General features: G+C 66.0%; 29 protein-coding genes. 16 read left to right on the forward strand and 13 right to left on the reverse strand.

The features are described 5' to 3' along the window. Nucleotides 1–2 precede the first annotated feature (2 nt). From OG716_RS35010 to OG716_RS35025, 4 genes are read right to left on the reverse strand one after another with little or no spacing between them, the layout of a single operon-like run. The gene (locus OG716_RS35010; RefSeq protein ID WP_405134608.1) at nt 3–866 is read right to left on the reverse strand and encodes an ABC transporter permease; all 864 of its coding nucleotides are present in this window, start codon (nt 864–866) and stop codon (nt 3–5) included. A 1-nt stretch (nt 867) separates the two neighbouring features. Then, complete coding sequence (locus OG716_RS35015; RefSeq protein ID WP_405134609.1) at nt 868–1,746, reverse strand: MlaE family ABC transporter permease; 879 nt, start codon at nt 1,744–1,746, stop codon at nt 868–870. A gap of 11 nt (nt 1,747–1,757) precedes the next feature. After that, on the reverse strand, nt 1,758–1,946 hold the full coding sequence (locus OG716_RS35020; RefSeq protein WP_405134610.1) for a hypothetical protein: 189 nt from the start codon (nt 1,944–1,946) through the stop codon (nt 1,758–1,760). After that, entirely contained in the window at nt 1,946–2,170 is a 225-nt protein-coding gene (locus tag OG716_RS35025) for a hypothetical protein (RefSeq protein WP_355130850.1), read from the reverse strand. Before OG716_RS35025 ends, OG716_RS35020 begins: the two co-directional genes overlap by 1 nt. Before the next feature lie 214 nt (nt 2,171–2,384). Between OG716_RS35025 and OG716_RS35030 the strand changes: the two genes are divergently transcribed. Further along, on the forward strand, nt 2,385–3,350 hold the full coding sequence (locus tag OG716_RS35030) for an oxygenase MpaB family protein (RefSeq protein WP_405134611.1): 966 nt from the start codon (nt 2,385–2,387) through the stop codon (nt 3,348–3,350). A gap of 116 nt (nt 3,351–3,466) precedes the next feature. Continuing rightward, nucleotides 3,467–3,910, forward strand: coding sequence for an SRPBCC family protein (locus OG716_RS35035; protein ID WP_355130854.1), 444 nt, complete (start codon nt 3,467–3,469; stop codon nt 3,908–3,910). A gap of 11 nt (nt 3,911–3,921) precedes the next feature. On the opposite strand, the gene OG716_RS35040 is transcribed toward OG716_RS35035, so the two are convergent. Both OG716_RS35040 and OG716_RS35045 read right to left on the reverse strand, forming a co-directional pair. Beyond that, the gene (locus OG716_RS35040) at nt 3,922–4,242 is read right to left on the reverse strand and encodes a multidrug efflux SMR transporter (protein WP_327142310.1); all 321 of its coding nucleotides are present in this window, start codon (nt 4,240–4,242) and stop codon (nt 3,922–3,924) included. A gap of 37 nt (nt 4,243–4,279) precedes the next feature. Beyond that, on the reverse strand, nt 4,280–4,618 hold the full coding sequence (locus OG716_RS35045; protein WP_355130856.1) for a multidrug efflux SMR transporter: 339 nt from the start codon (nt 4,616–4,618) through the stop codon (nt 4,280–4,282). A gap of 111 nt (nt 4,619–4,729) precedes the next feature. On the opposite strand from OG716_RS35045, the gene OG716_RS35050 reads away from it, so the two are divergent. After that, a complete protein-coding gene (locus tag OG716_RS35050; RefSeq protein ID WP_405134612.1) occupies nt 4,730–5,194 on the forward strand; it encodes a MarR family winged helix-turn-helix transcriptional regulator in 465 nt (154 codons plus the stop codon). A gap of 175 nt (nt 5,195–5,369) precedes the next feature. Here OG716_RS35050 and OG716_RS35055 read toward each other — a convergent pair whose 3' ends face one another. Beyond that, nucleotides 5,370–5,963, reverse strand: coding sequence for a TetR/AcrR family transcriptional regulator (locus OG716_RS35055; RefSeq protein WP_405134613.1), 594 nt, complete (start codon nt 5,961–5,963; stop codon nt 5,370–5,372). A 112-nt stretch (nt 5,964–6,075) separates the two neighbouring features. Here OG716_RS35055 and OG716_RS35060 point away from each other — a divergent pair, with 112 nt between their 5' ends. The 6 genes from OG716_RS35060 to OG716_RS35085 are packed head-to-tail and all read left to right on the forward strand — an operon-like array spanning nt 6,076 to nt 14,152. Continuing rightward, complete coding sequence (locus tag OG716_RS35060; protein ID WP_405134614.1) at nt 6,076–7,662, forward strand: carboxyl transferase domain-containing protein; 1,587 nt, start codon at nt 6,076–6,078, stop codon at nt 7,660–7,662. A gap of 5 nt (nt 7,663–7,667) precedes the next feature. After that, the gene (locus OG716_RS35065; protein WP_405134615.1) at nt 7,668–9,683 is read left to right on the forward strand and encodes an acetyl/propionyl/methylcrotonyl-CoA carboxylase subunit alpha; all 2,016 of its coding nucleotides are present in this window, start codon (nt 7,668–7,670) and stop codon (nt 9,681–9,683) included. Next, on the forward strand, nt 9,680–10,840 hold the full coding sequence (locus OG716_RS35070; RefSeq protein ID WP_327142304.1) for an acyl-CoA dehydrogenase family protein: 1,161 nt from the start codon (nt 9,680–9,682) through the stop codon (nt 10,838–10,840). Before OG716_RS35065 ends, OG716_RS35070 begins: the two co-directional genes overlap by 4 nt. Continuing rightward, nucleotides 10,837–11,373 (forward strand): MaoC family dehydratase, encoded by a 537-nt coding sequence (locus tag OG716_RS35075; RefSeq protein ID WP_405134616.1) that lies wholly within the window; start codon nt 10,837–10,839, stop codon nt 11,371–11,373. The genes OG716_RS35070 and OG716_RS35075 overlap by 4 nt, the downstream gene beginning before the upstream one ends. Beyond that, nucleotides 11,370–12,203, forward strand: coding sequence for an HpcH/HpaI aldolase/citrate lyase family protein (locus OG716_RS35080; RefSeq protein WP_405134617.1), 834 nt, complete (start codon nt 11,370–11,372; stop codon nt 12,201–12,203). Before OG716_RS35075 ends, OG716_RS35080 begins: the two co-directional genes overlap by 4 nt. Nucleotides 12,204–12,214: 11 nt before the next feature. Continuing rightward, nucleotides 12,215–14,152, forward strand: a complete 1,938-nt coding sequence (locus OG716_RS35085; protein WP_405134618.1) for an acetoacetate--CoA ligase — start codon at nt 12,215–12,217, stop codon at nt 14,150–14,152. A gap of 20 nt (nt 14,153–14,172) precedes the next feature. Here the strand turns inward: OG716_RS35085 and OG716_RS35090 are convergent, their stop codons facing one another. The 3 genes from OG716_RS35090 to OG716_RS35100 form a co-directional block, all read right to left on the reverse strand. Beyond that, nucleotides 14,173–14,598 (reverse strand): DUF4254 domain-containing protein, encoded by a 426-nt coding sequence (locus OG716_RS35090; protein ID WP_355130872.1) that lies wholly within the window; start codon nt 14,596–14,598, stop codon nt 14,173–14,175. Nucleotides 14,599–14,742: 144 nt separating this feature from the next. Then, nucleotides 14,743–15,273, reverse strand: coding sequence for an endonuclease domain-containing protein (locus tag OG716_RS35095; RefSeq protein WP_405134619.1), 531 nt, complete (start codon nt 15,271–15,273; stop codon nt 14,743–14,745). Between the two features lie 477 nt (nt 15,274–15,750). Next, nucleotides 15,751–16,347 (reverse strand): helix-turn-helix domain-containing protein, encoded by a 597-nt coding sequence (locus OG716_RS35100; protein ID WP_405134620.1) that lies wholly within the window; start codon nt 16,345–16,347, stop codon nt 15,751–15,753. A 141-nt stretch (nt 16,348–16,488) separates the two neighbouring features. Here OG716_RS35100 and OG716_RS35105 point away from each other — a divergent pair, with 141 nt between their 5' ends. Genes OG716_RS35105 through add form a run of 3 tightly spaced genes read left to right on the forward strand, consistent with a single transcriptional unit; the run spans nt 16,489 to nt 19,980 of the window. Next, the gene (locus OG716_RS35105) at nt 16,489–17,904 is read left to right on the forward strand and encodes a purine-cytosine permease family protein (RefSeq protein WP_405134621.1); all 1,416 of its coding nucleotides are present in this window, start codon (nt 16,489–16,491) and stop codon (nt 17,902–17,904) included. A gap of 16 nt (nt 17,905–17,920) precedes the next feature. After that, complete coding sequence (locus tag OG716_RS35110) at nt 17,921–18,973, forward strand: isopenicillin N synthase family dioxygenase (protein ID WP_405134622.1); 1,053 nt, start codon at nt 17,921–17,923, stop codon at nt 18,971–18,973. After that, complete coding sequence (add, locus tag OG716_RS35115; protein WP_405134623.1) at nt 18,970–19,980, forward strand: adenosine deaminase; 1,011 nt, start codon at nt 18,970–18,972, stop codon at nt 19,978–19,980. Before OG716_RS35110 ends, add begins: the two co-directional genes overlap by 4 nt. An 82-nt stretch (nt 19,981–20,062) precedes the next feature. On the opposite strand, the gene OG716_RS35120 is transcribed toward add, so the two are convergent. From OG716_RS35120 to OG716_RS35130, 3 genes are all read right to left on the reverse strand, one after another. Continuing rightward, the gene (locus tag OG716_RS35120; RefSeq protein WP_405134624.1) at nt 20,063–20,440 is read right to left on the reverse strand and encodes a hypothetical protein; all 378 of its coding nucleotides are present in this window, start codon (nt 20,438–20,440) and stop codon (nt 20,063–20,065) included. A 147-nt stretch (nt 20,441–20,587) separates the two neighbouring features. Continuing rightward, complete coding sequence (locus OG716_RS35125) at nt 20,588–21,313, reverse strand: ABC transporter ATP-binding protein (RefSeq protein ID WP_405134625.1); 726 nt, start codon at nt 21,311–21,313, stop codon at nt 20,588–20,590. A 26-nt stretch (nt 21,314–21,339) separates the two neighbouring features. Further along, the gene (locus OG716_RS35130) at nt 21,340–22,389 is read right to left on the reverse strand and encodes an ABC transporter permease (RefSeq protein WP_405134626.1); all 1,050 of its coding nucleotides are present in this window, start codon (nt 22,387–22,389) and stop codon (nt 21,340–21,342) included. Nucleotides 22,390–22,519: 130 nt separating this feature from the next. Between OG716_RS35130 and OG716_RS35135 the strand changes: the two genes are divergently transcribed. From OG716_RS35135 to cobM, 4 genes are read left to right on the forward strand one after another with little or no spacing between them, the layout of a single operon-like run. Then, on the forward strand, nt 22,520–23,674 hold the full coding sequence (locus OG716_RS35135; protein ID WP_405134627.1) for a sensor histidine kinase: 1,155 nt from the start codon (nt 22,520–22,522) through the stop codon (nt 23,672–23,674). A 20-nt stretch (nt 23,675–23,694) separates the two neighbouring features. Next, complete coding sequence (locus OG716_RS35140; protein WP_405140121.1) at nt 23,695–24,333, forward strand: LuxR C-terminal-related transcriptional regulator; 639 nt, start codon at nt 23,695–23,697, stop codon at nt 24,331–24,333. Between the two features lie 49 nt (nt 24,334–24,382). Next, nucleotides 24,383–24,808 carry a PPOX class F420-dependent oxidoreductase gene (locus tag OG716_RS35145; protein ID WP_405134628.1) on the forward strand — a complete coding sequence of 142 codons (426 nt, stop codon included), beginning with the start codon at nt 24,383–24,385 and terminating at the stop codon, nt 24,806–24,808. 58 nt (nt 24,809–24,866) lie between these two features. Beyond that, nucleotides 24,867–25,625: a precorrin-4 C(11)-methyltransferase gene (gene cobM, locus OG716_RS35150; RefSeq protein WP_405134629.1), complete on the forward strand. Its 759-nt coding sequence runs from the start codon at nt 24,867–24,869 to the stop codon at nt 25,623–25,625. Nucleotides 25,626–25,794 lie beyond the last annotated feature (169 nt).

Below are 25,794 nucleotides of genomic sequence, written 5' to 3' on the forward strand. Positions count from 1 at the left end.
GCCTACCCCGAAATCCGGAAGCCGGGGTCGATGCCCCAGATGGCAAGGGTGAGAAACAGATTCACGAACACCATGACGACGATGACCATCTTGATGGCCCGTCCGGCCGCCACCCCGACACCCTCCGGCCCGCCCGAGGCGATATAGCCGTAGTAGCACTGGATGAACGTCGAGATCATCACGAAGATCATGACTTTGAGCAGCGACCAGAACACGTCCGGACCCAGCAGGAACTGGAAGAAGTAGTGGTCGTAGGTGCCCGAGGTGGTGCCGCCCAGGAACAGCACCGACAACTTGGTCGCCAGATACGCCACCGCCAGGCCCACGCTGTAGAGCGGGATGATGGTGAGCGTCGAGGCGATCATCCGGGTGCTCACCAGATACGGAAGCGGCCGGATGGCAATGGATTCCAGCGCGTCGATCTCCTCGGAGATGCGCATGGCGCCCAGCTGAGCGGTGAACCGGCAGCCGGCCTGAATGGCGAAGGCCAGCGTGGCGATGATGGGCGCGAGCTCACGCGTGGTGGCGAAGCCGGAGATCGCGCCGGTGAGCGGGCTCATGGTCAGCAGATTCAGCGCCGTGAACGACTCCATGCCGACGGTGATGCCGGCGAATCCGCACAGCGCCACCACGATGCCGATGGTGCCGCCGCCCACGATGAGCGAACCATTGCCCCAGCCGACGTCGGCGGTCAGCCGCAGTACCTCTTTGCGATAGTGCTCGAGCACGAAAGGCATTGCGATCACCGACTGGAAGAACGTGATCGTCTGATGCCCGAGCCGCTGATTCGCCTGGATGGGCGCGGCCAGCGCATTGCTCGCCATGCGTACGGGCCGGAGCGCCGGGGGAGTGTAGGTGCTGCCCATCTCACACCACCTTCGTCGGGAAGAAGGTGTTGTAGAGCTGCGTCAGAATGACATTGGTGGCGAAGAGCATGAGCGCGGAACTGACCACCGCCGAATTCACCGCATTGGCAACGCCTCCCGGACCGCCGTGCGCGTGTAATCCGGTGTCGCAGGCGATGATTGCCGTCAGCACTCCGAAGATGGCGGCCTTCACCAGCGCTATGACGAGGTCATTCGCGACCGCGAACGAGGCGAACGATCCGATGAACGAACCCGGAGTTCCCTGCTGTGCGTACACATTGAACATGTAGGCGGTGCCGAAGCCCACGAAGACGATGAACCCGCACAGCAGCATGCTCACCAGCACCGCCGCCAGCAGCCGCGGCGCCACCAGGCGCCGCACCGGATCCACGCCCATCACCATCATGGCGTCGATCTCCTCGCGAATGGTCCGGGAGCCGAGATCGGCGGTAATGGCCGACCCGACGGCGCCCGCGATCATGAGCGAGGTGACCAGCGGCGCACCCTGCCGGATGATGCCCAGCCCGGCGACCGCGCCGATGAAGGTGGTCGCACCGACCTGGTTCACCAGCGCACCCACCTGAATCGAGACCACCACCGCGATGGGAATCGCGACCAGTACGGTCGGTGCGGCCGACACGCTGGTCATGAAGGCGCACTGCTTGATGAACTCCCGATACGGAAAGCGCCGCCGGACAATGGAAACGATCAACTGCAGCAGGGCTTCCCGGCCCAGCAGCACCTGCCGGCCGAGGGTCTCCAGCGACTGCTGTGGATGGCGGCGCCAGAGTCCGGCGAGACTCGCGCCGATCCGCGCGAGCTCACCGTATTCCGGGACCGGTGGCCTGACGCGACTGCGCGGCTTTTCGGTGGTGGTCAATGTCGCACCCCTTACGCGAGGTTGTGGAGGTGGTGCTGCAGCAGCACCAGCAGAAAGCCCAGTACCGCGACGCCGGCGGCGAAGGTGCTGAGCACGGCCGTCCAGAGTGCGAAGCGGAGAACGGGATTCACCTTCGTACGCCCACCGAGCACCTTGATTCCCATGACGAGAAGGTCGATGAGCCAGACCAGAATCATCATTACGTCATGCACACATTCGAGAAGGTGAGCACCGGCCAGCACACGATCGATCCCAGGAACGAGACGATCACGTCGATGCCGTGCAACTGCTTCAGATGCGAGGTGTGCGTGAGCGTCCAGATGACCCCGACGAGCCCATAGGGGATGCCGAGCAGAACGAGCGTTCCGAGGAACTCGGAAACCTTCATCTCATAGCTCAGGATGCGATCCAGCCGTTGCAGCATGTGCGCAGATTCCTTCCTAGATCGCGGCCCATCGGATCGAGTGACGGGTCGCAACGGCGTATGTTACTCATGATTCTTCTATACTCGGCGCGTTTTCGGAAACTGGATTCACACTCCATGCTCTGCGTGTTTATGGCGGAAAATGGCTATTGACCGAGACTTCCTCGGGTTCTAAGTTATGGAGGATTCAGCACTTAAGTGCGAAAGGACAGCCATGACATCGGCGGCGGCGCAGCCCTTCGAGTCGTTCCCGCGGGGCGCGGGGTCGTTCCCCGGCGGCACAGGGCCGTTCCCCGCAGGGGCGGGATCCGGCTCATTGACGACCGAGCGGACTCGCGTGCACATCCCCGGAATTCATCGCTCGCGGACCAAGCGCCCGCCCGCGCTGGCAGACGCTCTCGACTTCTGGCAATTCGCCGGCGCGGCGGCGAATGTCGCCATGCAGATGACCCGCCCCGGCGTCGGCCACGGCGTCGCCGACAGCCGGGTGGAATCCGGCGCGCTCATGGTGCATCCCTGGAAACGCCTGCGCACCACGGCGTCGTATCTCGCGGTCGCCATTCTGGGCACGCCGCAGGAGCGGGTGGCCTTCCGGGAGGCGGTGAATGTGGCGCACCGCCAGGTGAAATCGGAGCCCGGCGCGGCCGTGAAGTACAACGCCTTCGACCGCGATCTGCAGCTGTGGGTCGCGGCCTGCCTGTACGTCGGCTTCGAGGATTCCTACCAGTTGCTGAACGGCAAGATGAGTCCGGAGCAGGCCGAGGACTTCTACCGGACCTCGTCCCCGCTGGGTACGACCTTGCAGGTCACCGAGGAGATGTGGCCCGCGACCCGTGCCGAATTCGGCGAGTACTGGAACCTGGCGGTCGAGCAGTCCATCGTCGACGAGAAGGTGCGCGCCTACGTCGACGATCTACTGCACCTGCGAATGATCCACTGGTACCTGCGATTGTTCTTCGGCGGTCTGCTGCGCTTCCTCACCGCGGGCTTCCTGGCGCCGCACTTCCGCGACCTGATGGGCGTCGAGTGGACCGCGACCGATCAGCGCCGCTTCGAAAATCTGTTCCTCTTCGTGGGCTTCGTCAATCGCTTCATACCCAGGTTCATTCGTAACGCGGGTACCCGGTCGATGATGGGTGATGTGCGCCGCAGGCTACGAAAGCACAAGGCGCTCATTTGATTCGGTGTGCATGGTTCGGTACGCAGTTACCCAACTGTGGCCTGTTTATTTCGCCGCCCGACCGTAGGATCTCGTAGGCTGCCCAGAGGTTCGGGCGAGATCAGAACGGAGCCGGCATGCGCACGGTCGATGTTGAGCGCACCATCCGAGCACCCCTGCCCGATGTCTTCGATTGGCTGACCGATGCCACCAATTATCAACGGGTTCCACTGGTGCGCCGGGTCACCCTGGTACGTCCCGGTAATACCGCGGGTCACGGTGAGGGTGCGGTGCGGCTGATCGTCACACCGCTCATCCGGCTCACCGAGGAGATCGTCGAGTACAAGCCGAACGAGATCATGCGCTATCGGCTACTGAAATCTGTTCCGCCGCTGCGGCATCAGGAAGGATTCATCGCTTTCAAGAAGGTTGCGCGCGGCACCCGGGTGCGCTGGTTCTCGACCTTCGAGATCGCCTCGCCGGTACTGCCGGGGTTGTGCACGTATCTGTTTCTGCCCGCGATTCATCAGGGCTTCCTGATGGTGCTGCGCACCGCGGAGCGCGAACTCCGCGGTGCGTGAGCGGGATTCGGCTATCCGCCCGAGGCGATGCGCAGTGTGATCGCGCCCGCGATGATGGCGGCGAACGAGATGAGTTTCGGCACCGTGATCTTCTCCTTGTAGATCAGCGCGCCGAGCACCACCGTGCCGATCGATCCGATCCCGGTCCAGACCGTGTACCCCACACCGACATCCAGCGTCCGCAACGCCAGGCTCAACATGAATATCCCGCCCGCCGCGGCCAGCAGGGTGAACACCGACGGCCACAGCCGGGTGAATCCCTTGGTGGCATTGGTCCCCAGTGCGAACGCGATTTCGAATACGGCGGCGATGAGTAGATAACCCCAAGCCATGACGGCCCTCCTCGAAAGCTGTTGTGTGTGAAGTGAACTAGGCGGCGCTCGACTGCGCGAGCTTGTCGGCCACCTTGAGGCCGAGCACACCGCCGATGATCAGTACGAATGCCGCCACCTTCGCGGGCGTCACCTCCTCGTGGAAGACGATCGACCCGAGGATGACGGTGCCCACGGATCCGATTCCGGTCCATACCGTGTAGCCGACACCCACATCGAGCGATTTCAGCGCCAGGCTCAGGAAGAAGATCCCGCCCGCCGCGGCCAGTGCGGTCAGCACCGAGGGGCCGAGCACTGTGAAACCGTGAGTCGCATTGGTGCCCAGGGCGAATACCACCTCGAACACCGAAGCGATCAGCAAGTAAACCCATGCCATGGGAGACTCCAGATTCAGTAATTGCATGTATATGCAAGTTCTTGTAGCAAGAAGCATGCATGTACAAGTAAACTCGTGTCAACCCCCGCCCGGCGGAAATCGAGGAGCCCCATGCCATCCCGTGTCAGCCCCGCCGAAGTGGCCGGCGATCCCCAGATGTGGAACCGCATGCTCACCCTGCACGCCCACGTCGAAACCCGCCTGACCGCCGCATTGCAGCGCAGCCACGGCCTGGGTCTCTCCGAATACCGCGCCCTGGTCTTCCTCGGCGAGGCCCCCGGCAACGAACTCCGCATGCAGGACCTGGCCGCCGAACTGGGCCTCAACCAAAGCTCGGTCACCCGCCTGGTCACCCGCCTCAATGCCGCCGACCTCACCTACCGAGACCTCTGCCCCGACGACAAACGCGGCGTCTACACCGTCCTCACCGACACCGGCCGCACCCGCTACCAGCAGGCCGTCCCCACCTACGACGAAACCCTCACCGCCGCCCTCGCCGAAGCGGCGGAATCCGACCCCGTCATCGCCGCCATCCTCACGACCGCCCGCAAATCCACAGCCGCCCAACCGAACTGAACTCCAACCCCCGTCATCCCGGCGCGCATTTGGCTGGGATCCACACCTGTGGGACATGCGCCGTGGGCGCGGATCCCGGCCAAAAGCATGCCGGGATGACGAGGTGGCAGTGCTGGATGGCGAGGTAGCGGTGCCGGATGATCGGGGTGGCCGTGTCTGGTGGTGGGGGAGTCGGTCAGCCGAGGGCGGCTAAAGCCATGCGGCGCAGGACCGGGCGGGCGCGGGTGGCCGTTGCGGCGGGGGCGCTGTGGGGGGTGGAGTTGATCAGGCCGAAGGTGGCGTGGGCCTGGACTCGGGCGGTGGACTCGGGGAGGTCGGGGTAGCGGTCGCGGAGGACGGCTACCCAGACCTCGACGTATTGGCGCTGGGTGCGGCGAACTTGACGGCGGGCCGAGTCCGGCAGGTTTTCCAGGTCGCGGTCCTGGATGCGGATGAGTTCGGGCTCGCCGAGCGCGAAATCGAGGTGGAAGTCGATGAGCGCGTCGAGCGCCTCGGCGGGGGTGGGGGCCTGGGCTGCCACCGCCCGGCCGCCGTCGAGCAGGCGCTGACTGATGCCGACCAGGAGCTCGACCAGGAGGGCTTCCTTATTGGGGAAGTGGCGGTAGACCGCCGGGCCGCTGATGCCCGCGGCCGCGCCCAGGTCGTCCAGGCGCATCCCCAGGAACCCGCGATCGGCGATGAGCCGCGCGCCCGCATCCAGCAACTGCTGCCTGCGCTGCGCCTTGAGCTGTTCACGCCGCGTCGGGGCGACGGTGTCGCTGCTGGTCACCGTGGTCTCCCTTCTCGGTCCTGGACAACTCGGTTAGTGCAGATTATCTTAAATTCCAGTTATTGGTGATTAACCGAATGGGCCGGATGGCCCGCGCGGAGAGGCGGAGCGAATGACGGTCACCGAGGAGGTGCGCGCCGGCAATCGGGCCGCGCACCGCGCGCTGGTCGAGGAGCTGCGCGACCGTCTGGCGGTGAGCGCGCTGGGCGGGCCGGAGAAGTCGCGCGAGCGTCATCTGGCCCGCGGCAAGCTGCTGCCACGTCAGCGGGTGGATCGACTGCTCGATCCGGGCTCGCCCTTCCTGGAGTTGTCGCCCCTGGCCGCGACCGGTCTGTACGGGGACGAATGCCCGGGCGCGGGCGTGATCGGCGGCATCGGCCGGGTGTCCGGTCGCGAATGCGTGATCATCGCCAATGACGCCACGGTCAAGGGCGGCACCTACTACCCGATGACCGTCAAGAAGCATCTGCGGGCGCAGGAGGTGGCGCTGCAGAACAATCTGCCGTGCATCTACCTGGTCGACTCCGGCGGAGCCTTCCTGCCCAAGCAGGACGAGGTCTTCCCCGATCGCGAGCACTTCGGCCGCATCTTCTACAACCAGGCGAATATGAGCGCCAAGGGGATTGCGCAGATCTCCGCCGTCATGGGCTCCTGCACCGCCGGCGGCGCCTATGTCCCCGCCATGAGTGATGAGACGATCATCGTCCGCGATCAGGGCACCATCTTCCTGGGCGGCCCGCCGCTGGTGAAGGCCGCCACGGGCGAGGTGGTCACCGCCGAGGATCTGGGCGGTGGCGAATTGCACGCGCGCACTTCGGGTGTGGTCGATCACCTGGCCGAGAACGATGAGGACGCCCTGCGCATCGTGCGCAATATCATCGCCACGCTCGGCCCGAAGACGCCGACCCCGTGGGAGGTCCGGCCGGCGGTGGCTCCCATCGCCGACCAGGACGAGCTGTACGACATTGTGCCCGTTGACCTTCGGACGCCCTACGACGTGCGCGATGTCATCACCCGCATGGTCGACGGCGGCGAATTCAGTGAGTTCAAGGCCGAATACGGCCGCACCCTGGTCACCGGCTTCGCGCATATCCACGGCCACCCGGTCGGCATCGTGGCCAATAATGGCGTGCTGTTCAGCGAATCCGCCATGAAGGGCGCACATTTCATCGAACTGTGCGACAAGCGCAAGATCCCGCTGCTGTTCCTGCAGAACATCACCGGCTTCATGGTCGGCCGCGACTACGAGGCGGGCGGTATCGCCAAGCACGGCGCGAAAATGGTCACCGCTGTGGCCTGTGCGCGCGTGCCCAAGCTGACCGTGGTCATCGGCGGCTCCTACGGCGCGGGCAACTACTCCATGTGCGGGCGCGCGTATTCGCCGCGCTTCCTGTGGATGTGGCCCAATGCCCGCATCTCCGTCATGGGCGGCGAGCAGGCCGCCTCCGTCCTGGCGACGGTGCGCGGCGATCAGCTCGACAGCACCGGCAAGCCCTGGTCACCCGAAGATCAGGAGGCTTTCAAGGCCCCCATTCGCGACCAGTACGAGGCGCAGGGCAATCCCTACTACTCGACGGCGCGGCTCTGGGACGATGGCGTCATCGACCCCGCCGATACCAGAACAGTTGTCGGACTGGCTCTTTCAGCGTGCGCGCAGGCGCCGCTGGAGCCGGTCTCCTACGGCGTCTTCCGGATGTGATCGAGATGATGAACAAAGCACACCCCGTCGCCTTCGATACGGTGCTGGTCGCCAATCGCGGTGAGATCGCCGTGCGGGTCATTCGCACCCTGCGCGCCATGGGAATTCGCTCGGTCGCGGTGTACAGCGATGCCGATGTGCATGCCCGCCACGTGCACGAGGCGGATGTCGCCGTACGCCTCGGACCCGCCCCCGCCCGCGAGTCCTACCTGGATATCGCCAAGGTCGTCGCCGCGGCCGAGCGCTCCGGCGCACAGGCCGTGCACCCGGGATACGGCTTCCTGTCGGAGAATCCGGCCTTCGCCGCGGCACTGGAGCAGGCGGGCATCGTCTTCCTCGGCCCGCCGACCCGGGCCATCGAGGTCATGGGCGATAAGATCACCGCCAAGAACGCGGTCGCGGCCTACGGTGTCCCCGTGGTGCCCGGTATCGCGCGGCCCGGTCTCACCGATGCCGAATTGATCGAGGCGGCAACGGATATCGGCTATCCCGTACTGGTCAAGCCGTCCGCCGGCGGCGGCGGTAAGGGCATGCGGCGGGTGGAAGATCCGGCCCTGCTCCCCGAGGCGCTGGCCAGCGCCCGCCGCGAGGCCGCCTCGGCCTTCGGCGACGACACCCTCTTCCTGGAGCGATTTGTCAACCGCCCCAGGCATATCGAGGTCCAGATCCTGGCCGACGAATTCGGCCAGGTGCTGCACCTGGGCGAGCGCGAATGCAGCCTGCAGCGCCGGCACCAGAAGGTGATCGAGGAAGCGCCCTCGCCGCTGCTGGATGCGAAGACTCGCGCCCGGATCGGCGCGGCCGCCTGCAATACCGCGCGCAGTGTCGATTACGTCGGCGCGGGCACCGTCGAATTCATCGTCTCCGCCGATACGCCCGACGAGTTCTTCTTCATGGAGATGAATACCCGGCTGCAGGTGGAACATCCGGTGACCGAGCTGGTCACCGGCGTGGATCTGGTGGAATGCCAGGTCCGCATCGCCGCCGGGCAGAAGCTGGCGGTCAGCCAGGAGGACATCAAGCTCACCGGGCACGCCGTCGAAGCTCGCGTCTATGCCGAGGACCCGGGTCGCGGCTTCCTGCCGACCGGCGGCACCGTGCTGGCGCTGTCCGAGCCGGAAGGCAAAGGCGTGCGCGTCGATTCGGGCCTGCGGGCCGGAACCGTCGTCGGCGCCGATTACGACCCGATGCTGTCGAAGGTTATCGCCTACGCCCCCGACCGCGCCGCCGCGATCACGAAACTGGATGCGGCGCTGCGCGATACTCAGATCCTAGGCGTGCGAGCCAATATCGACTTCCTGTGCTTCCTGCTCGCCGATCCCGACGTGCGCGCCGGGCAACTGGATACCGGCCTACTGGACCGCCGCGCCGTCGACTTCGTCCCCGCTCCGGTCACCGATGCGCAATTCATCGCGGCGGCAACCGATCTGTGGCTGCGCCGGTGGCCGAGCGCCTCGAACGATCCGTGGACGATACCGAGCGGCTGGCGGGTCGGACAGCATGCGGACACGGTATTCCGGCTGATCGGCGGTGACCGCACCGTGCATGTCGCGCTGTCCGGTACGCCGGAGCAGGGCGCGGTCCGGCTGGACGATGGTGAAAGATCGTCGCTCACAGCCGAAGCCGATTCCGATGGTTTGACCGTGACCGTGGCCGGTCTGCGCAGCCGCTACCGTGTCGCCGCCGCCGACGGTCAGCTGTGGGTCGCCGACGCCACCGGCGTCGCCCAGCTGCGCGAGGTCGCCGATGCCGATATTCGCGGCGGCGGCGAACATGTGGGTGATGCCGAGATCACCAGCCCCATGCCGGGTTCCGTCATCGCGGTGCCCGCACTCGCCGGCGCCGAGGTCGCCGCCGGCACCCCGATCGTGATCGTGGAGGCCATGAAAATGGAGCACACGCTCACCGCACCCATCGCTGGTCGTGTCGAACTACTCGTCGAACCCGGCGCCCAGGTCAAGCTCGAGCAGCTGCTGGCCCGCATCATCACCGCTGATTCCCAGGAGAGCAACGCGTCATGACCGACTTCCTGTCCACCGGAACCCTGCCGGACGAGTACCGCGAACTGGCGCTCACCGTCCGCGATTTCGCCAATCAGGTGGTGGCCCCCGTCGCCGCCAAACACGATGCCGAACACAGCTTCCCGTATGAGGTGATCGCGGGCATGGCGGATATGGGCCTGTTCGGCCTGCCGTTCCCGGAGGAGTTCGGCGGTATGGGCGGGGATTACTTCGCACTGTGCCTGGCCCTCGAGGAGCTCGGCAAGATCGATCAGAGCGTGGCCATCACCCTGGAGGCCGGAGTCTCGCTGGGCGCCATGCCGATCTACCGCTTCGGCAATGACAAGCAGAAGCAGGAGTGGCTGCCGCTGCTCGCCAGCGGGCGCGCCCTCGGCGCCTTCGGTCTCACCGAACCCGGCGCCGGCAGCGATGCGGGCGGCACCCGCACCACCGCCGTGCAGGACGGGGACAGCTGGATCATCAACGGCAGCAAGCAGTTCATCACCAACTCCGGCACCGATATCACCCGCCTGGTGACCGTCACCGCCGTGACCGGGCAGGCCGACGGCAAGAAGGAGATCTCGACGATCATCGTGCCCGCCGACACCCCCGGTTTCGTGGCCGAGCCCGCGTACAACAAGGTCGGCTGGAATGCCTCGGACACCCATCCGCTGAGCTTCACCGATGTGCGGGTGCCGAGCGAGAACCTGCTCGGCGAACGCGGTCGCGGCTATGCCAACTTCCTGCGCATTCTCGACGAGGGCCGCATTGCCATCGCCGCCCTCTCGGTCGGCGCGGCGCAGGGCTGCGTCGACGAGAGTGTCCGGTACGCCAAAGACCGTGAGGCCTTCGGCCGTCCCATCGGCAGCAATCAGGCCATTGCCTTCAAGATCGCCCGCATGGAGGTGCGCGCCCATATGGCCCGCACCGCCTACTACGACGCGGCGGCGCTCATGCTCTCCGGCAAGCCGTTCAAGAAGCAGGCCTCTATCGCCAAACTCGTCGCCAGCGAGGCCGCGATGGACAATGCTCGGGACGCCACCCAGATTTTCGGCGGTTATGGCTTCATGAACGAATATGCTGTGGCGCGGCACTATCGCGACAGCAAGATCCTGGAGATCGGCGAGGGCACCACGGAGGTGCAGTTGATGCTTATCGGGCGGGAATTGGGCCTGTGACCACTGAGCCCGTGCCGGAAGCGGCCGCCACCCGGGAGGTCCGGCGGGTTGTGCAGCGCGGTCTCTGGTTCGAGGAGTTCGAGACCGGGGTGGTGTACGAGCACCGGCCCGGCCGCACCATTACCGAAGCCGACAATGTGCTGTTCACGACGCTCACCATGAATACCCAGGCCATGCATCTGGACGCGGCGTTCGCGCAGACGCAGGCGCCGTTTCATCAGCGGCTGGTGAACTCCATGTTCACGCTCTCGACGCTGGTCGGGCTTTCGGTCGCGCAGTTGACCCAGGGCACCATCGTGGGAAATCTCGGCTTCTCCGAAATCGCCTTTCCCAAACCGCTTTTCCACGGTGACACGCTGTACGCGGAGACGGTGATCACCGATCTCCGGGAATCCAAGAGCCGCCCGGGGGAGGGCATAGTGACATTCGCGCACACCGGCCGCAATCAGCACGGGGATGTGGTGGCGACCGCCGTCCGCAAGACCCTGGTGCGCAAGCGGCCCGCCGACGGCTCGGATGCGGGGCAGGCATGAGCTGGGATATGCCCGGACCGGCGTGGCTGTTCTGCCCCTCCGATCGCCCGGAGCGCTTCGAAAAGGCCGCTGTCGCAGCCGATGTGGTGATCATCGATCTGGAAGACGGTGTGGCGGAGGCTGATAAGCCTGCCGCCCGCGAGGCGCTCATCGCCAATCCGCAGGATCCGGAGAAGACCGTGATCCGGGTGAACGCGGCGGGCACCGTCGAGCACATGCTCGATCTGGACGCGCTGTTGCGCACCGAATACCGGCGGCTCATGCTGCCGAAATGTGAATCTGCCGAGCAGATTACGCGGATGGCCGACTACGAGGTGATCGCGCTCATCGAATCACCGCTCGGCGCCATGGCGGTCGGGCGGGCGGTCATGGTGCGCAATGCCATCGGCGTCATGTGGGGCGCGGAGGATCTGGTGGCGGCGCTCGGCGGCAATTCGAGCAGGCACGCCCATGGCGGTTATCGTGATGTGGCGCTGCATGTGCGGTCGCAATCACTGCTGGCGGCCAAGGCGTACGGCAAGTTCGCGCTCGATTCGGTATTCCTGAATATCGCCGATCTCGAAGGCCTGGCGGAAGAATCGCTGGATGCGGTATCCATCGGCTTCGACGCCAAGGTGGCCATCCATCCGAGTCAGGTGCCGGTGATCCGGCGGGCCTATGCTCCGGTGGCGAAGGAAGTCGACTGGGCGCAAAGGCTTTTGGCGGAGGTGCCGAACCATCGGGGTGTCTTCACCTTCGAGGGCCGGATGGTGGATATGCCGGTCATCCGGCATGCCGAGCGGATCGTGACGCGGGCGCAGATCGCCGGCAGCACCGGATTCGCGTCGTAGGAGGTAGTGCGGTGGAACCACAGTGGGTGCCGACCGAGGCGGATATCGCCGGGGCGCGGATCACCGATTTCGCGGAATTCGTGGCCAAGCGCACGGGGGAGTCCGTACCGGACTACCCGTCGCTGTGGCAGTGGTCCGTGGACAATCTGGCGAGCTTCTGGGGTGCGCTCTGGGATTATTTCGACCTGGGCGAGCGGTCCGGTGACGTGCTCTACTCGACCGAGATGCCCGGCACGAAGTGGTTTCCGGCCGTCCAACTGAACTATGTGGACCAGATTGCCCGCCACGCCCGCACCGACCGGCCCGCCATCCTCGGCGTCGACGAGGACGGCAGCATCGACGAGATCTCCTGGGCCGAACTCATCGGTACCACAGTGGCTTTCGCGGATGCCCTGCGTGGACTGGGCGTCGGTCCCGGTGATCGGGTCGCCGGATATCTCCCGAACATTCCGCAGACCGTGATCGCCTTCCTGGCCACCGCGAGTCTCGGCGCCGTCTGGAGTGCCTGTGGTCAGGACTATTCCGCGCAGGCCGCCCTCGATCGCCTGGGCCAATTGGCGCCGAAGGTCCTGGTCACCGCCGACGGCTACCGTTTCGGCGGCAAGCTGCACGATAAGACCGCCGATATCGAGGCGCTGCGGGCCGGACTTCCGAGCCTGGTCGCGACGGTGCTGGTTTCCCGTATGGGCGGGTCGCTGCCGGATGTCATCGCCTGGGACAGCCTGCAACCCGTCGAGCACGCGACTGAAATACCGACCGTTCCTGTCGATTTCGAGCACCCACTCTGGGTGCTGTACTCCTCCGGCACCACCGGCAAGCCCAAGGGAATTGTGCACGGGCACGGAGGAGTACTCCTGGAGCATCTCAAATCTGTTGGCCTGCAATCCGATATCGGCCGCGACGACACCTTCCTCTGGTACACCAGTCCCAGCTGGATGATGTGGAACTTCCAGGTCGCGGGCCTGCTGACCGGCGCGACCATTGTCACCTACGATGGCAGCCCGTCCGCGCCGACCCCGGATGCGCTGTGGGCCATCGCCGCTCGTGTCGGGGCCACAGTGGTCGGCACCAGCCCCGGCTATGTGCTCGCCTGCATCAAGGCGGGTGTCGTACCGCGGCGCGATCATGATCTGACGGCGCTGCGACTGATCGGCATCACCGGCTCTTCGCTGCCCTCGTCGTCGTCACTCTGGTTGCGCGACAATGTGGGTGAGCACATTCCGGTCGCCTCCATCAGCGGCGGTACGGATGTGGTCTCGGCCTTCATCGGTGGTGTCCGCACCGTCCCCGTCTGGCCCGGCGAACTTTCCGCCCCCTACCTCGGCGTGGCGCTGGACGCCTGGGACGAGACCGGCCACCCCGTCCGCGGTGAGGTGGGCGAACTGGTCATCACCAAACCCATGCCCTCCATGCCCGTCAGCTTCTGGGACGATCCGGACGGATCTCGTTACCACGACGCGTATTTCGATATGTTCCCCGGCGTCTGGCGGCACGGCGACTGGATCACCATCAACGACCACGGCAGCATCACCGTGCACGGCCGCTCCGATTCCACGCTGAACCGGCACGGCATCCGCATGGGCAGCGCCGATATCTACCAGGCCGTGGAGGCCCTCCCCGAAGTCGCCGAGGCCCTGGTACTCGGCGTCGAACTACCCGAGGGCCGCTACTGGATGCCGCTGTTCATCGTGCCCGCGCCCGGTGTGGAGCTCACCGACGAGGTGAAGCAGCGCATCAACAGCGCCATCCGCGCCGAGGTCTCACCGCGCCACGTCCCCGACGAAATCATCTCCGCCCCAGGCATTCCGCATACCCGCACCGGTAAGAAACTCGAGGTGCCCCTGAAGAAACTCTTCCAGGGCGCGGACCTGTCCCGCGTGGTGGCGCCCACAGCGGTGGACGACCCCTCACTACTGGACTGGTACGCACAACACCGGCCTCCGAGCTGATTCAATGGCAACCCGGCAGTTCAATGACCACCGGGCAGCCGACGGCGTCCGGTACACACCTCGGACGCCAAATCCTCATAGCCGATAGCCAATTCGGCAAGGCTTTCCCAAGCGACGGTCAATTCCCGACCCGAGGAATGTGCGAGAGCAGCATAGGCATGCGCTGTCAACTGCGCCAGCCGATCGATAACGGCGCCGAGTGTCTCGGTATGCACGCGCGCCGCACCGTGCGACGGTGGTAGGCGCGAGGTCACCCAGCAATCAATAGTGTGCACCAAATCGTTTCGCAGACTATCGAGTTCGGCACAAACCTCCGGCGCCGCCGCCATCCGCCGCCCATGCAGCTCGGTCAACTCATGCGCCGCGCTAAGTACCGGATGCCCCGGATAACTCGTCCCCCGACAAGCCAGCAAAACCTGCCTCTTACTCGGAAGCGCTTCCAGCATAACCCCGCTCCTCTACCGCTAATGCGATTTCAGAGCACCCTATTCTCCTCAAATGACGAGAACGTAACCACAACTCCAACACGCGATTTCATCGCCCGTGAACCGATGGATCCAGTCAGGTAATGCGCCGCAATTCCCTGGTGATCACGGGTTCAGCGCGGCGCCCTGGGCATGAAGGGCTGCGCGGACCCGGTCGGTGACAAGGTAGGGGCGGCAATGCAGGAGGGTGGCGCTGACCCGGACCACGCGCCAGCCAAGGGATTCCAGTGCCGCCAGCCGGTTGATGTCTTCGGCGCGCTGTGCGGGATCGGTCCAGTGGTGCGCACCGTCGTATTCGACAGCGACACGCCAGTCGTCCCAACCCATATCGACGCGAGCTACGAACTGTCCAGTATGGTCGCGCACGACCAACTGGGTAGTGGGGCAGGGTAATCCGTCATCCACGAGCAGTAGCCGGGTCAGTGATTCGGGCGGTGACTCCGCGCCGCTGTCAACAAATCGAATAACCTCCGCGAGCCGGCGTACGCCACGCAGTCTCGGATGATGCCGGGCGACGTCGGCAATGTCGTGTGGCGGGGTGTTCGTGGCCGCACAGAGCGCGTCGAGAATCGGTACTGCGCGGTCCCTCTCGAGTCGCCGCCCGATATCGAATGCGGTGCGTGCCGGAGTTGTCACCCGGAAACCGTCCACCTCACAGCATTCGCCCGGTTCTATGGATGCCTGAATTTGGTGAATCCCCGCAGGTGCTTTGCAATTCCCCTCCCGCGCCAGTTCTGCGGGCGTGTCTTCGCGCAGCCAGCGAGTCCCGTGCAGTGCCGCAGCGGACAGCCCCACCAGCACGCCGTCGCCCTTCGCTCAATGCGCGGCCGCCCGGGCTCTCCCTCCTGCGTCGAGGGTGCACCCCTTTCTCAGATACACATCGGGAAATACCCGCACGAAGTCGTGCCGCAGCTCCCACCGCGAAACGATCCCCGCAGCCACTGCCCACGACCCAGGAAACGGCCCCTCCAACACCCCCATCTCCCCACTAATACGCCACCCCACCCACCAATCCACCCCCCACAGCGCCCCTGTGGATAACTGTTCATCGACCAGGAACTGGTGGCGGGACCTACTCGCGTTTTGCCGCCACCAGTTCCTGATGATCTTGGGCTAGGCGGGTTGGGCGATGACGAGGAGGACGTGGGCGGGTTCGTTGTCGACGAGGTGCCAGCGGTCTCGCATGGTGGAGGGGAAGTTCACGAAGTCGCGGGGGCCCAGGCGGATTTTGCCCGCGCCGACGAGTTCGACGTCCAGGTGGCCGGAGACGACGTATACGCCGGTGACTCCGGTCGATTCGAACCAGCCGCCGATGAATTGGCCTGGCTCCACCAGGTATTCGATGACCTCGAGCGGGCTGTTGGGGCGCATGTGCAGGGCACGGCCCACGGCGGCGTCCGCGCGGTCGGCCACCGGGAGGCGCAGGCCTTCGTCGGCGCGGACAACGGTGACGCGGTCCGTCACCGGGGCGGGCAGCAGATCGCCGGGGGTGACATCGAGGGCGGAGGCCAGGCGATAGGTGGTGATCATCGAGGGTGCGCTGACGCCGCGTTCGATCTGGCTGAGGAAGGGCTGACTGATGCCCGCGCGCTTGGCGAGTTCCCGCATAGACAGTCCGGACTTCTCACGCAGGTCGCGGACCACGCTGCCGACCAGCTTCGCCAGGCCCGGCTCGTCCGGTTCGCGAGTTGCCTCCGGTATCTCGTTCACACAGGCCAGTGTGCCCGATCGCGGTTACGGGACGCGCGCGGGCATTTACATGTTCGTGACGCGGGTGAACGTTATGGCCACACAAATAGGCCAATCTGACTGCTGTCACTTATCACCCCTGCTTTACTCGGAGCGTGCCCGTTGTCGGTCCTCGAAGGCGATCCGCCTGCCACCACCACCCGTCTGGTCGAACAGCGCGGCATCGATCACATCCCGGAGGCCGAGCGCACCGGTACCGTCCGGCAGCTCGGGCTCATGTGGAGTGGAGTCATTCTCAATGTGCAGGTGGTGGTGTACGGCACCCTGCTCGTCGCCATCGGCCTGAATGTGTGGCAGGCGCTGGCGGCGGTCGCCATCGGCACCGCCACCTGGGCACTCGCCGGATTGGCGAGCCTACCGGGCCCGGCGGCGGGCACCACCACCTTCGCGGTGAGCCGAGCGGCTTTCGGCCGGAACGGCATGCGGCCCATCGCTTTCTGCAATTGGCTACAGCAGATCGGTTACGAGGTGCTGGATCTGGTGATCCTGGTACTGGCGGGCTCGGCACTGCTGGACATGGGCGGCGTGCATGTCTCCGACAGTACGAAAGTCGTATTGCTGGTGGCATTCTCGGTCGAACAGAGCCTGCTGCCGAGTCTCGGCCACGCCGCCATCACCCGGGTGCTGAATATGCTGGTGGTCCCGTTCGCGGCGCTGTTCCTCATCATGGCCTGGCTCACCGCCGACAAGCTCGATATCACCGTCGGGCATCCCGCCGGATGGTCGGCCTTCCTCGGCGGAGTCGCCCTGGCCGCCAGCGCCAGCGGGCTCGGCTGGACGCCCAATGCCACCGACTTCTCTCGCTATCTGCCGACCGCCACCCCGCGCCGGAAGGTGGTGGCCGCGGTGACCATCGGCGGCGCGGTACCGCAGGCGCTGCTCATGCTGCTGGGCGTCGGCGTGGCGCTGCTCACCGAGCAGGCGTCCGATCCGATCAGCGGGCTGCCGAGCGTGTACCCGGGCTGGTTCCTGGCGCCGTATCTGATTCTGGTTATCGCGCAGATGATCTCGTTGAACGCCATCGACCTGTACTCGTCCGGAGTCACTCTGCAGGCGATCGGGCTGCGCATCGGACGCTGGCAGGCGGTGGTGCTGGACGGGGTGATCTGCGCGGCCGTCGGGGCGATCGTGGTGTTCTCCTCGGACTTCAATACCTTCGTCAGCAACTTCCTGCTGTTCATGATCGTCTGGTTCGCACCCTGGTCGGCGATCTTCGTCGTCGACTACTTCTTCCGCCGTGGCCGCTACGACCTGGATTCGCTCGGGGAATCGGGCGGCCGCTATGTGCGGCGCGGCGGGCTGCATCTGCCGGGTGTACTGGCCCAGATCGCGGGCATGGTCGCGGCGCTGTGCTGCATCAATACCTCGGTGTTCGTCGGACCCATCGCAAACCTGTGCGGCGGTGCGGATTTGAGCGTTCCGGCCGGGCTGCTGGTCGGCGGGCTCGCGTACTGCCTGACCGCTCGCCGCGGCGTCATTGCCGAATCCCAGTTCAGTCCAGCCGTTTCCACGCACTGAAGAGGAAGGAAGACTCGTGGAATTCCACGTACCGATCATCGACATCACGCCCTATGTGAGCGGCGGGGACGCGACCGCTCGTCGCGAGGTGGCGCGGCAGCTCGACGAGGCCGCTCGCACAGTCGGTTTCATGCAGATCACCGGACACGCGGTGCCGCGGCCGGTGATCGACGGATTCGCCGCCGCGCTGGACGCCTTCTTCGCGCTCGATCTGGATTCGAAGAAGCAATACCGCACGCCACCGGCGATCAATCGGGGCTATTCGCCGCCAAAGAGTGAAAGCCTGAGCTTGAGTCTCGGCGTGGAATCGGCGACTCGGATGAACGACTTCTTCGAGGCCTTCAATATCGGGGCCTCGACCGCCGACTATCCCGGGCTGGAGCTGCCAGCCGATGACTATGCGGAAAACCTGTGGCCGCAGCAGGTTCCGCAGTTCCGGGCACCGGTGCAGGCGTATTTCGCGGAGGCCGCGCGGGTTGCCCGCACCCTGACCCTCGCCTTCGCGGACGCGCTCGAACTGCCGGCGGGCTACTTCGGGGACTACACCGACCATTCCCTGGATGTGCTGCGCATGAACAACTACGCGCTGCCGCCGGGCACGATCGATCTCGACGGCGATCTCACCGGAATGGGAGAGCACACCGACTACGGCATAGTCACCGTGCTGTGGGCCGATCAGGCACCCGGTCTGCAGGTGCTCGGGGCGGACGGCAGCTGGCACGATGTTCAGCCCGCCGACGGCGCTCTACTGGTGAATCTCGGGGATCTGATGGCCCGTTGGACCAATGAGCGCTGGCTCTCCACCCTGCACCGGGTGAAGCCGCCGATCGTGGACGGCGCCATCCAGCGGCGTCGCAGCGCCGCCTACTTCCACGACGGCAATATCGACGCTCTCATCGAAACGCTGCCCTCGTGCGTCGGTGACGGCAGCAAGTACGAGCCGGTGACGGTCGCCGATCATATTCGCGCCAAACTCGCGGGTTCCCGTGCCGGACAACCCAATACCAATGCGACACGCGAAGCCGCCCGCGTCCTCGCGGCGGCCGAGCAGTCCGGAGATCGCGCATGAGCATTCGCTTCCGTGAGCTGCCGAAGGTCAGCCTGCACTGCCATCTCACCGGTTCGGTGCTGCCCGAAACCGTGGCCGCACTGGCCCGCAAGCACGGGGTGCCGATGCCGGGCGGGCGAACGGCTCAGGACCTGTACGACATCGACAGCCATGTCGATCTGGATGAATTCCTCCGGGTGTACGACATGGTCGGTCAGGTCGTCCGTGATGCCGACGACTTCCGCCGAATCGCCTACGAGTCCCTGACCGAGCTCGGCTCGAAACACGGTGTGCTGTATCGAGAAATCTTCGTCAGCCCGCCCGCGCACCCTGGCGCCGGCTATCGGGTTCTGCTCGACGGTGTCCGCGCCGGAATGCGAGAGGCGGAGCAGGACACCGGAATCGGAAGCCGCATCATTGTGGCTATCAATCGCGAGGACACCCCGGCGGCCGCCGTCGAACTGGTGCGCCAGGTGATCGAATACCGCTGTGATGAGGTGGTCGGCATCGGCCTGGATTACGCCGAAGTCCACGGCCCGCCGGAGCTTTTCCATGAGGCGTACCGGCTGGCCGGTAAAGCGGGCCTGAATCGCACCGCTCACTCGGAATCCGGGCCGACTCCGAATATCGAAATCCTCCTCGATGTCCTCGGCTGCACCCGGGTCGACCACGGCTATCACGTTGTCGACAGCCCGCGCATCACCGACCGCTGCCGAGCCGAGGGCATCGTCTTCACCTGCACCCCGGTGAGTTCCGATATCGGGCGCTACTCCGGCAGCGGCAATGGCAAACACGAAAAGATCGCGGCCATGGTCGAAGCCGGCCTCCGAGTCACCATCGATTCCGACGACCCGCCGATGTTCGGCACCAACCCCACCAACGACTTCGAAGTCCTGCACCGCACCCTGGGATACGACACCGACCAACTGCTGGCCTTCACTCTCAATGCGGTCGAAGGCTGTTGGCTGGACGATTCCGACAAATCCGCCTTACGCGCCCGAGTCCTCCCGCACCTGGCTCCCGCCTAGGGATCTGGACTGACGATCACCAGGAACTGGTGGCGGCAAACCGCGAGTGTGGTCCGCCACCAGTTCCTGGTCGACAGTGCGGCTACGCGCTGGGGAGGGTGCGGAGGGTGGTGAGCATGGTGCGGAAGGCGGGGTCGTCGGCGGGGGTTGGGGGGACGTCGAGGGAGATGCCATGGCAGGTGTGGGCGTACCAGGAGTGGAGGAGTGGGGGGAGGTCTGGGTAGGGGGCTTGGGGGACGAGGGTTTTCAGGATTTTGTCGGTGAGGATTTGGGGGAGGGCTGTCCAGTCGCCGGATTGGGCGGATTGGGTTAGGCGGTCGGCTACGTCGGTGAGGCCTAGGCGGTCGAGCGTGCCTCGGTAGGCGGGGGTGGAGTAGAGGAAGGCAAGTTCGCTGCGCATGGATTCGCGGGCGGTGGCTACAGCGGCTTCGTCTCGGCCGGTGAGTGCCTTGGGGACCACGATGATTCTGTGTCGAAGCCGAGGTCCTCGATCCGCCGGACCCGGGCCGCCACCTCCGAGAGTGGGGTGCCGGCGGGCAGCGATGTCACGAGTTCCATGCGGGCATCCTCGTGTACCGGGCGGCGCGGGCAACCGCCGGAGGTTGGTTCAGGCGGCGGCGTTCGCGGATTCCAAGCTCAGGACGCCGTCGACCATGCGGTAGACGGTATCCATCTGATGCATATGGGACAGGTCGTGGGTGACCAGCAGGGTCGCCGCATTGTGCTCGCGCGCGATCTTGACGATCAGGTCGATGATCGCCGCGCCGCGCTCCTGATCCAGCGAACTGGTGGGCTCGTCGATGACGAGCAGCGACGGATTGTTCATCAGGGCGCGAGCGATATTCACCCGCTGGCGCTGACCGCCCGACAGCTGGGCGGGGCGCTTGTTCCGGTGGTCGCCCAGACCGACCGCGGCGAGGAGTTCGCTTGCGTGCGAACGGGCTTCGCGCCGCCGGGCGGGCGAGACGAAGAAGGTCTGACCCAGATGGACCATGGCCTCCAACTGCTCCAGCGCGGTCAGCGCGGGAATCAGATTGGACTGCTGGAAGACGATGCCGATGGAATCGCGGCGCACCGTGGTCGCTTCGCGGCGGCTGAGCTTCGCCAGATCGACAGTCCCGGAGGCTGTTTCGAGCTCGACACGACCGGAATCGGGACGGACGAGGGTCGAGGTGGCGGCCAGCAGCGTGGACTTGCCGGATCCGGAGGGGCCGGTGATCGCCGCGATCTCGCCGCCGCGCACCGACAGGTTCACGTGGTCGAGCGCCGTAATGGTCTCGGCGCCATCGGGGAAGGTGAGGGTGAGGTCGGCGACCTTCAGGGAATTGGTCATCGCAAAACTCCTGGCAGACATGGTGATCAGCGCGCCTGACTGAGGGCGTCGAGCGGGTCGGTGGTGGCCAGGAAACGCAGGGCGAAGGCCGCGCCGAGCACGCCGAGCAGCACCAGGGCGGCGGCGGGGAACAGGGTCGTGCTCACGCTGAGGATGAATGGCACCGCGTCGCCGACGAATGTGCCCGCCACTGCGGTCAGGCCGACACCGATGCCCACGCCGATCAGCAGCACTACGAGAGCTTGGCTCAGGGCATCACGCACCAGCGAACCGGTGGTAGCGCCAAGGGCTTTCAGCGTCGCGATATCGGGTGCGCGCTGCACGGTCCAGACGGTGAAGAACGCGCCGATCACCAAGGCCGAGATGGCGAACAGCATGACCGTCATCAGCGTCAGCGAACCGTTCTCGGCCTTGTACGAACTCATGGCCGACAACGAATCCTTCGACGAGGTCGTGGTGGTGTGCGCCGCGGCGTTCACGGCGGCGGTATCGCTCACGCCGGAGACCGCGAGAATGGTGGCCGCACCGGCCCGCGGATTCTGCGCCTGCCAATCCGAGAGCGTCATCCACACCACGGGGGTGTGCGCGTACCAGTCGTCATCGGTCACGCCGCGCACCGTGAAGTTGCCGGACCCCAGCATGACGGTGTCGCCCGCGCCGGCATGCAGGTTCTTGGCGGCGGCTTTGGAGAGCACCACCTGCCCGGTATCGGTTGCCACGCGATTGCCGAAGGGTGTGCCTTCGACGCCGAACATGGCGACCTGGGTGGGGGAGGCGCCATCCTTGGTGGCCCGGGACCGGCTGATGCCGATCGGGTCGGCGGTGCCGCCGGCCTGCTGCCAGGCCGACACCTGCTCCGGGCTCAGAGTCGAGGAGTCGAAGGAGGGCGCCGACCCGTTGTCGGAGAAGACCACGGAGCTGGTGTTCAGCGACTGGATGGCGGAAATATTCTGGTGCGCCAGCCCGGCGGTCAGCCCGCTCAGAAAACTGACGAGCAGGGCGACCAGCATGACCACCAGGGTGATGAGGAGGAAGCGGCCGCGGGCGGCCCGCAGATCTCGGAGTGCTACGAACATGACTCCACTCTGTCCGCGAAACTCCGGGAAACCATCGCGCAGCGGAACGAAACCTGATCAGCCAAGGGAGGTGCGGCGTTTCCTACTTTCGATGGATGCCGCCCGAGTTGCCGGGCATAAGCTGGTCGGCGTGCACCGATCGCCACTGACCCCCGTCTTCTCCGCCATGCAACTGGGTCTGCATGTCATGGTGGTGGCGCTGACGATCGTGGTCGCGGTGCGCGCGATCATCGCCGACGCCCATCCGTTCTTCGTGGTGGTGCTGGCCGGCGTCTTCCTGGGCGTGTACTTCGCCGGGGGCCTGTTCCGCCGCCGGCTGTTCGCGGCGCGGGTGTGGCTGGTCGCGCTGACCGTGCTCTGGCTGGGCCTGGTGGCCTTCGTTCCGGACGCGGTCTATCTGGTGTTCGGGCTCTTCTTCCTCTATCTGCACCTGCTGCCGCGCAATTGGGGTCTGCTGGCCGTCACCGCCACCACGGTCGTATCGGTGGTCGGGTACGCCTCGCACAAGGGCTGGACCATGGGCGCGGTGATCGGACCGGTGCTCGGCGCGCTGGTCGCCGTCGCCATCGGGCTCGGCTACGGCGCGCTGTTCCGCGAGGCCGCCGAACGGCAGCGCCTCATCGACGAATTGCTGGACACCCGAAACACTCTCGCCGAACAGGAGCGCACCGCCGGCAAGATGGCCGAGCGCGAACGCCTGGCACACGAGATCCACGACACGGTCGCCCAGGGGCTCAGCAGTATTCAGCTCCTGCTGCACGCTGTGGAGCGCGCCGCCCCGGATCATCCTGCGCTGGAAAAGATTCGGCTGGCCCGCGAGACCGCCGCCGACAGCCTGGTCGAAACCCGCCATCTCATCGCCGAACTCACGCCGGTCGCGCTGGAGGGCCAGTCACTGGCCGGTGCGCTCACCCGAATCGCCCAGCGCGCCACCGCACCCGGACTCGATGCCCAGATCCTGGTGGAGGGCGAACCGCACCGCCTGCCCATGCCGATGGAGGCCGCCCTGGTGCGCATCACCCAGGGCGCGGTCTCGAATGTGGTGCGGCACGCCCGGGCTCAGCGCATGCGCGTCACCCTCACCTACGGCGGTGATGCGGTGCACCTGGATGTGGTCGACGACGGCGTGGGCATCGATCCGGCCGTGCTCGCCCAACCCCCTTCCGGCACTTTCGGTCTCAATGCCATGCGCAGTCGCGTCGAGCAGCAGGGCGGCACCATGGATGTGGAGTCCGAGCCCGGCCATACCGCGGTCACCGTCTCGTTCCCGCTGGAGGAGCAGTGACATTTCCAGGAGGGAAGCACGTGATCCGCATTCTGCTCGCCGACGATCACGCCATCGTCCGCGCGGGCCTGCACGCCCTACTGGATTCCGGTGTGGCCGAAAGTGATTCCGGCCCGGATATCGAGGTGATCGGCGAGGTCGCCACCGCGGAGGAGGCCGTCGCCTTCTGCTCCACCCACCAGGTCGATCTGGTGCTCATGGATCTGCGCTTCGGCCCGGGCAAGTCCGGTGCGGACGCCACCGCCGCCGTTCGCGAACTGCCCGATCCGCCGAATGTCCTGGTGGTCACCAACTATGACACCGACGCCGATATCCTCGGCGCCATCGAGGCGGGCGCCTGCGGCTACATCCTCAAGGACACCCCGCCCGCCGAACTGCTGGCCGCCGTCCGCTCGGCCGCGGACGGCGAAAGCGTGCTGTCCCCCTCGGTGGCCTCACGCCTCATGACCCGGGTCCGCAAGCCGGACACCACACTCAGTCCCCGTGAGATCGAAGTGCTGCGCCTGGTCGCCGACGGCCACTCCAATCGGGAGATCGGCCGCCGCCTCTTCTTGAGCGAGACCACCGTCAAATCCCATCTCGTGCACATCTACGCCAAGCTCGGCGTGAAGTCCCGCACCTCGGCGGTGGCCCGGGCGCGCGAACGCGGAGCCATCTGACCCGGTTTCGCTGATCTTGTTTCCGGGACGGACGTCCTACGGTGGCCCTATGACCTCACTCTCGGATCCCGGCGTGCGGGAATTCCTGTCCGAAGGCACCCGCACCGCCAAGCTCGCGTTCATCGCCGCCGACGGCAGGCCGCTGGTCACGCCGGTCTGGTTCATCGTCGAGGACGACACCATCGTCTTCAATACCGGTAAGGCCACCGCCAAGGGCAAGGCGATCGCACACGACAGCCGCCTGGCGCTGTGCGTCGACCTGGACGGCCCGCCCTACCCCCACGTACAGGTGCAGGGTGTGGCCACGGTCTCCGAGGACCTGGACGAACTCGTCCGCACGGCCACGCTCATCGGCGCCCGCTATATGGGTGCGGACCGGGCCGAGGAATTCGGCAAGCGCAATGGCGTCGCCGGTGAACTGGTCGTCCGCCTGCATCCGGCCAAGGTCATCGCGCACTTCGACGCCACCGCCTGATTCGCCGATCACCTCCCCTGCGGAGGGTTCGCGCGCCGGGCAATGCCAGACTCGCGGCATGACTGTGCACTTCATCGGGGCCGGACCGGGTGCGGCGGATCTGCTGACCGTGCGCGCGGTGGAGCTGCTGCGGCGGTCGCCGGTCTGCCTGTACGCGGGCACCTATCTCGATCCCGGCGTGCTGGCCCACTGCGCCCCCGATGCCGAGCTCATCGACACCCAGGGCCTGGACCTGGATCAGATCATCGAGCACTGCGCCCGGGCGAACGCCGAGGGCCGGGACGTCGCCCGGCTGTGTTCGGGCGATCCGTCCCTCTATTCGGCGCTGACCGAGCAGAAGCGCAGGCTGGACGCCGCCGGTATCCCCTGGGACGTCACACCCGGAGTTCCGGCCTACGCCGCCGCGGCGGCGGTGCTGGGCGCCGAGCTGACGGTCCCGGAACTGGTCCAGTCGGTGGTGCTGACGCGCACACAGGCTCGATCGACCGTTATGCCCGAATCGGAGTCGCTGCGGAATTTCGCGCGGACCCGCGCGACCCTGGTGCTGCATCTGGCCGTCACGCGCATCCGAACCCTCGCCGAGGAGCTGGTCGACGAGTACGGCCCGAGCTGTCCGGTGGCGGTCGTCTACCGGGCCAGTCAGCCCGAACAACTAGTTCTGCGAGGCACTCTCGCCGATATCGCGGATCGGGTCGAGGCGGCCGAATTGCGTCAGGCGGCGGTGATTCTGGTCGGACCGGCGCTGGCGAAAGCGGTCGATTGCGCCCAGTCGCACCTCTACGATCCGGCCCGGAACAGGACGCATCTCACTGGCTGAAACCCCGAAATGCGATGATGCCGAAAGGCTATGACCCTTCGTGGTTGTGGAGGCTCGGCTGCCGGTAGATTGGTTCGGTGTTCAGCAGCAGAATCGTCGAAAGGGCCAGGCGGTGGCCAGCGGGTGCGGACGCGCCCTTGTAACAAGATCGGCCGCCTGGACGGATAGC

It is taken from the genome of Nocardia sp. NBC_01388, from assembly GCF_045040085.1.
Taxonomy (GTDB): Bacteria; Actinomycetota; Actinomycetes; order Mycobacteriales; family Mycobacteriaceae; genus Nocardia.

Bases quoted from the DNA above. Each gene is read 5' to 3' on its own strand.
- OG716_RS35025 (WP_355130850.1), bottom strand. From the start codon at position 2,170: ATGCTGCAACGGCTGGATCGCATCCTGAGCTATGAGATGAAGGTTTCC.
- OG716_RS35010 (WP_405134608.1), bottom strand. From the start codon at position 866: ATGGGCAGCACCTACACTCCCCCGGCGCTCCGGCCCGTACGCATGGCG.
- OG716_RS35050 (WP_405134612.1), top strand. From the start codon at position 4,730: ATGCCATCCCGTGTCAGCCCCGCCGAAGTGGCCGGCGATCCCCAGATG.
- add (WP_405134623.1), top strand. From the start codon at position 18,970: ATGAGCATTCGCTTCCGTGAGCTGCCGAAGGTCAGCCTGCACTGCCAT.
- OG716_RS35125 (WP_405134625.1), bottom strand. From the start codon at position 21,313: ATGACCAATTCCCTGAAGGTCGCCGACCTCACCCTCACCTTCCCCGAT.
- cobM (WP_405134629.1), top strand. From the start codon at position 24,867: ATGACTGTGCACTTCATCGGGGCCGGACCGGGTGCGGCGGATCTGCTG.
- OG716_RS35040 (WP_327142310.1), bottom strand. From the start codon at position 4,242: ATGGCTTGGGGTTATCTACTCATCGCCGCCGTATTCGAAATCGCGTTC.
- OG716_RS35080 (WP_405134617.1), top strand. From the start codon at position 11,370: ATGAGCTGGGATATGCCCGGACCGGCGTGGCTGTTCTGCCCCTCCGAT.
- OG716_RS35145 (WP_405134628.1), top strand. From the start codon at position 24,383: ATGACCTCACTCTCGGATCCCGGCGTGCGGGAATTCCTGTCCGAAGGC.
- OG716_RS35065 (WP_405134615.1), top strand. From the start codon at position 7,668: ATGATGAACAAAGCACACCCCGTCGCCTTCGATACGGTGCTGGTCGCC.
- OG716_RS35060 (WP_405134614.1), top strand. From the start codon at position 6,076: ATGACGGTCACCGAGGAGGTGCGCGCCGGCAATCGGGCCGCGCACCGC.
- OG716_RS35035 (WP_355130854.1), top strand. From the start codon at position 3,467: ATGCGCACGGTCGATGTTGAGCGCACCATCCGAGCACCCCTGCCCGAT.
- OG716_RS35070 (WP_327142304.1), top strand. From the start codon at position 9,680: ATGACCGACTTCCTGTCCACCGGAACCCTGCCGGACGAGTACCGCGAA.
- OG716_RS35045 (WP_355130856.1), bottom strand. From the start codon at position 4,618: ATGGCATGGGTTTACTTGCTGATCGCTTCGGTGTTCGAGGTGGTATTC.
- OG716_RS35090 (WP_355130872.1), bottom strand. From the start codon at position 14,598: ATGCTGGAAGCGCTTCCGAGTAAGAGGCAGGTTTTGCTGGCTTGTCGG.
- OG716_RS35130 (WP_405134626.1), bottom strand. From the start codon at position 22,389: ATGTTCGTAGCACTCCGAGATCTGCGGGCCGCCCGCGGCCGCTTCCTC.
- OG716_RS35020 (WP_405134610.1), bottom strand. From the start codon at position 1,946: ATGATGATTCTGGTCTGGCTCATCGACCTTCTCGTCATGGGAATCAAG.
- OG716_RS35030 (WP_405134611.1), top strand. From the start codon at position 2,385: ATGACATCGGCGGCGGCGCAGCCCTTCGAGTCGTTCCCGCGGGGCGCG.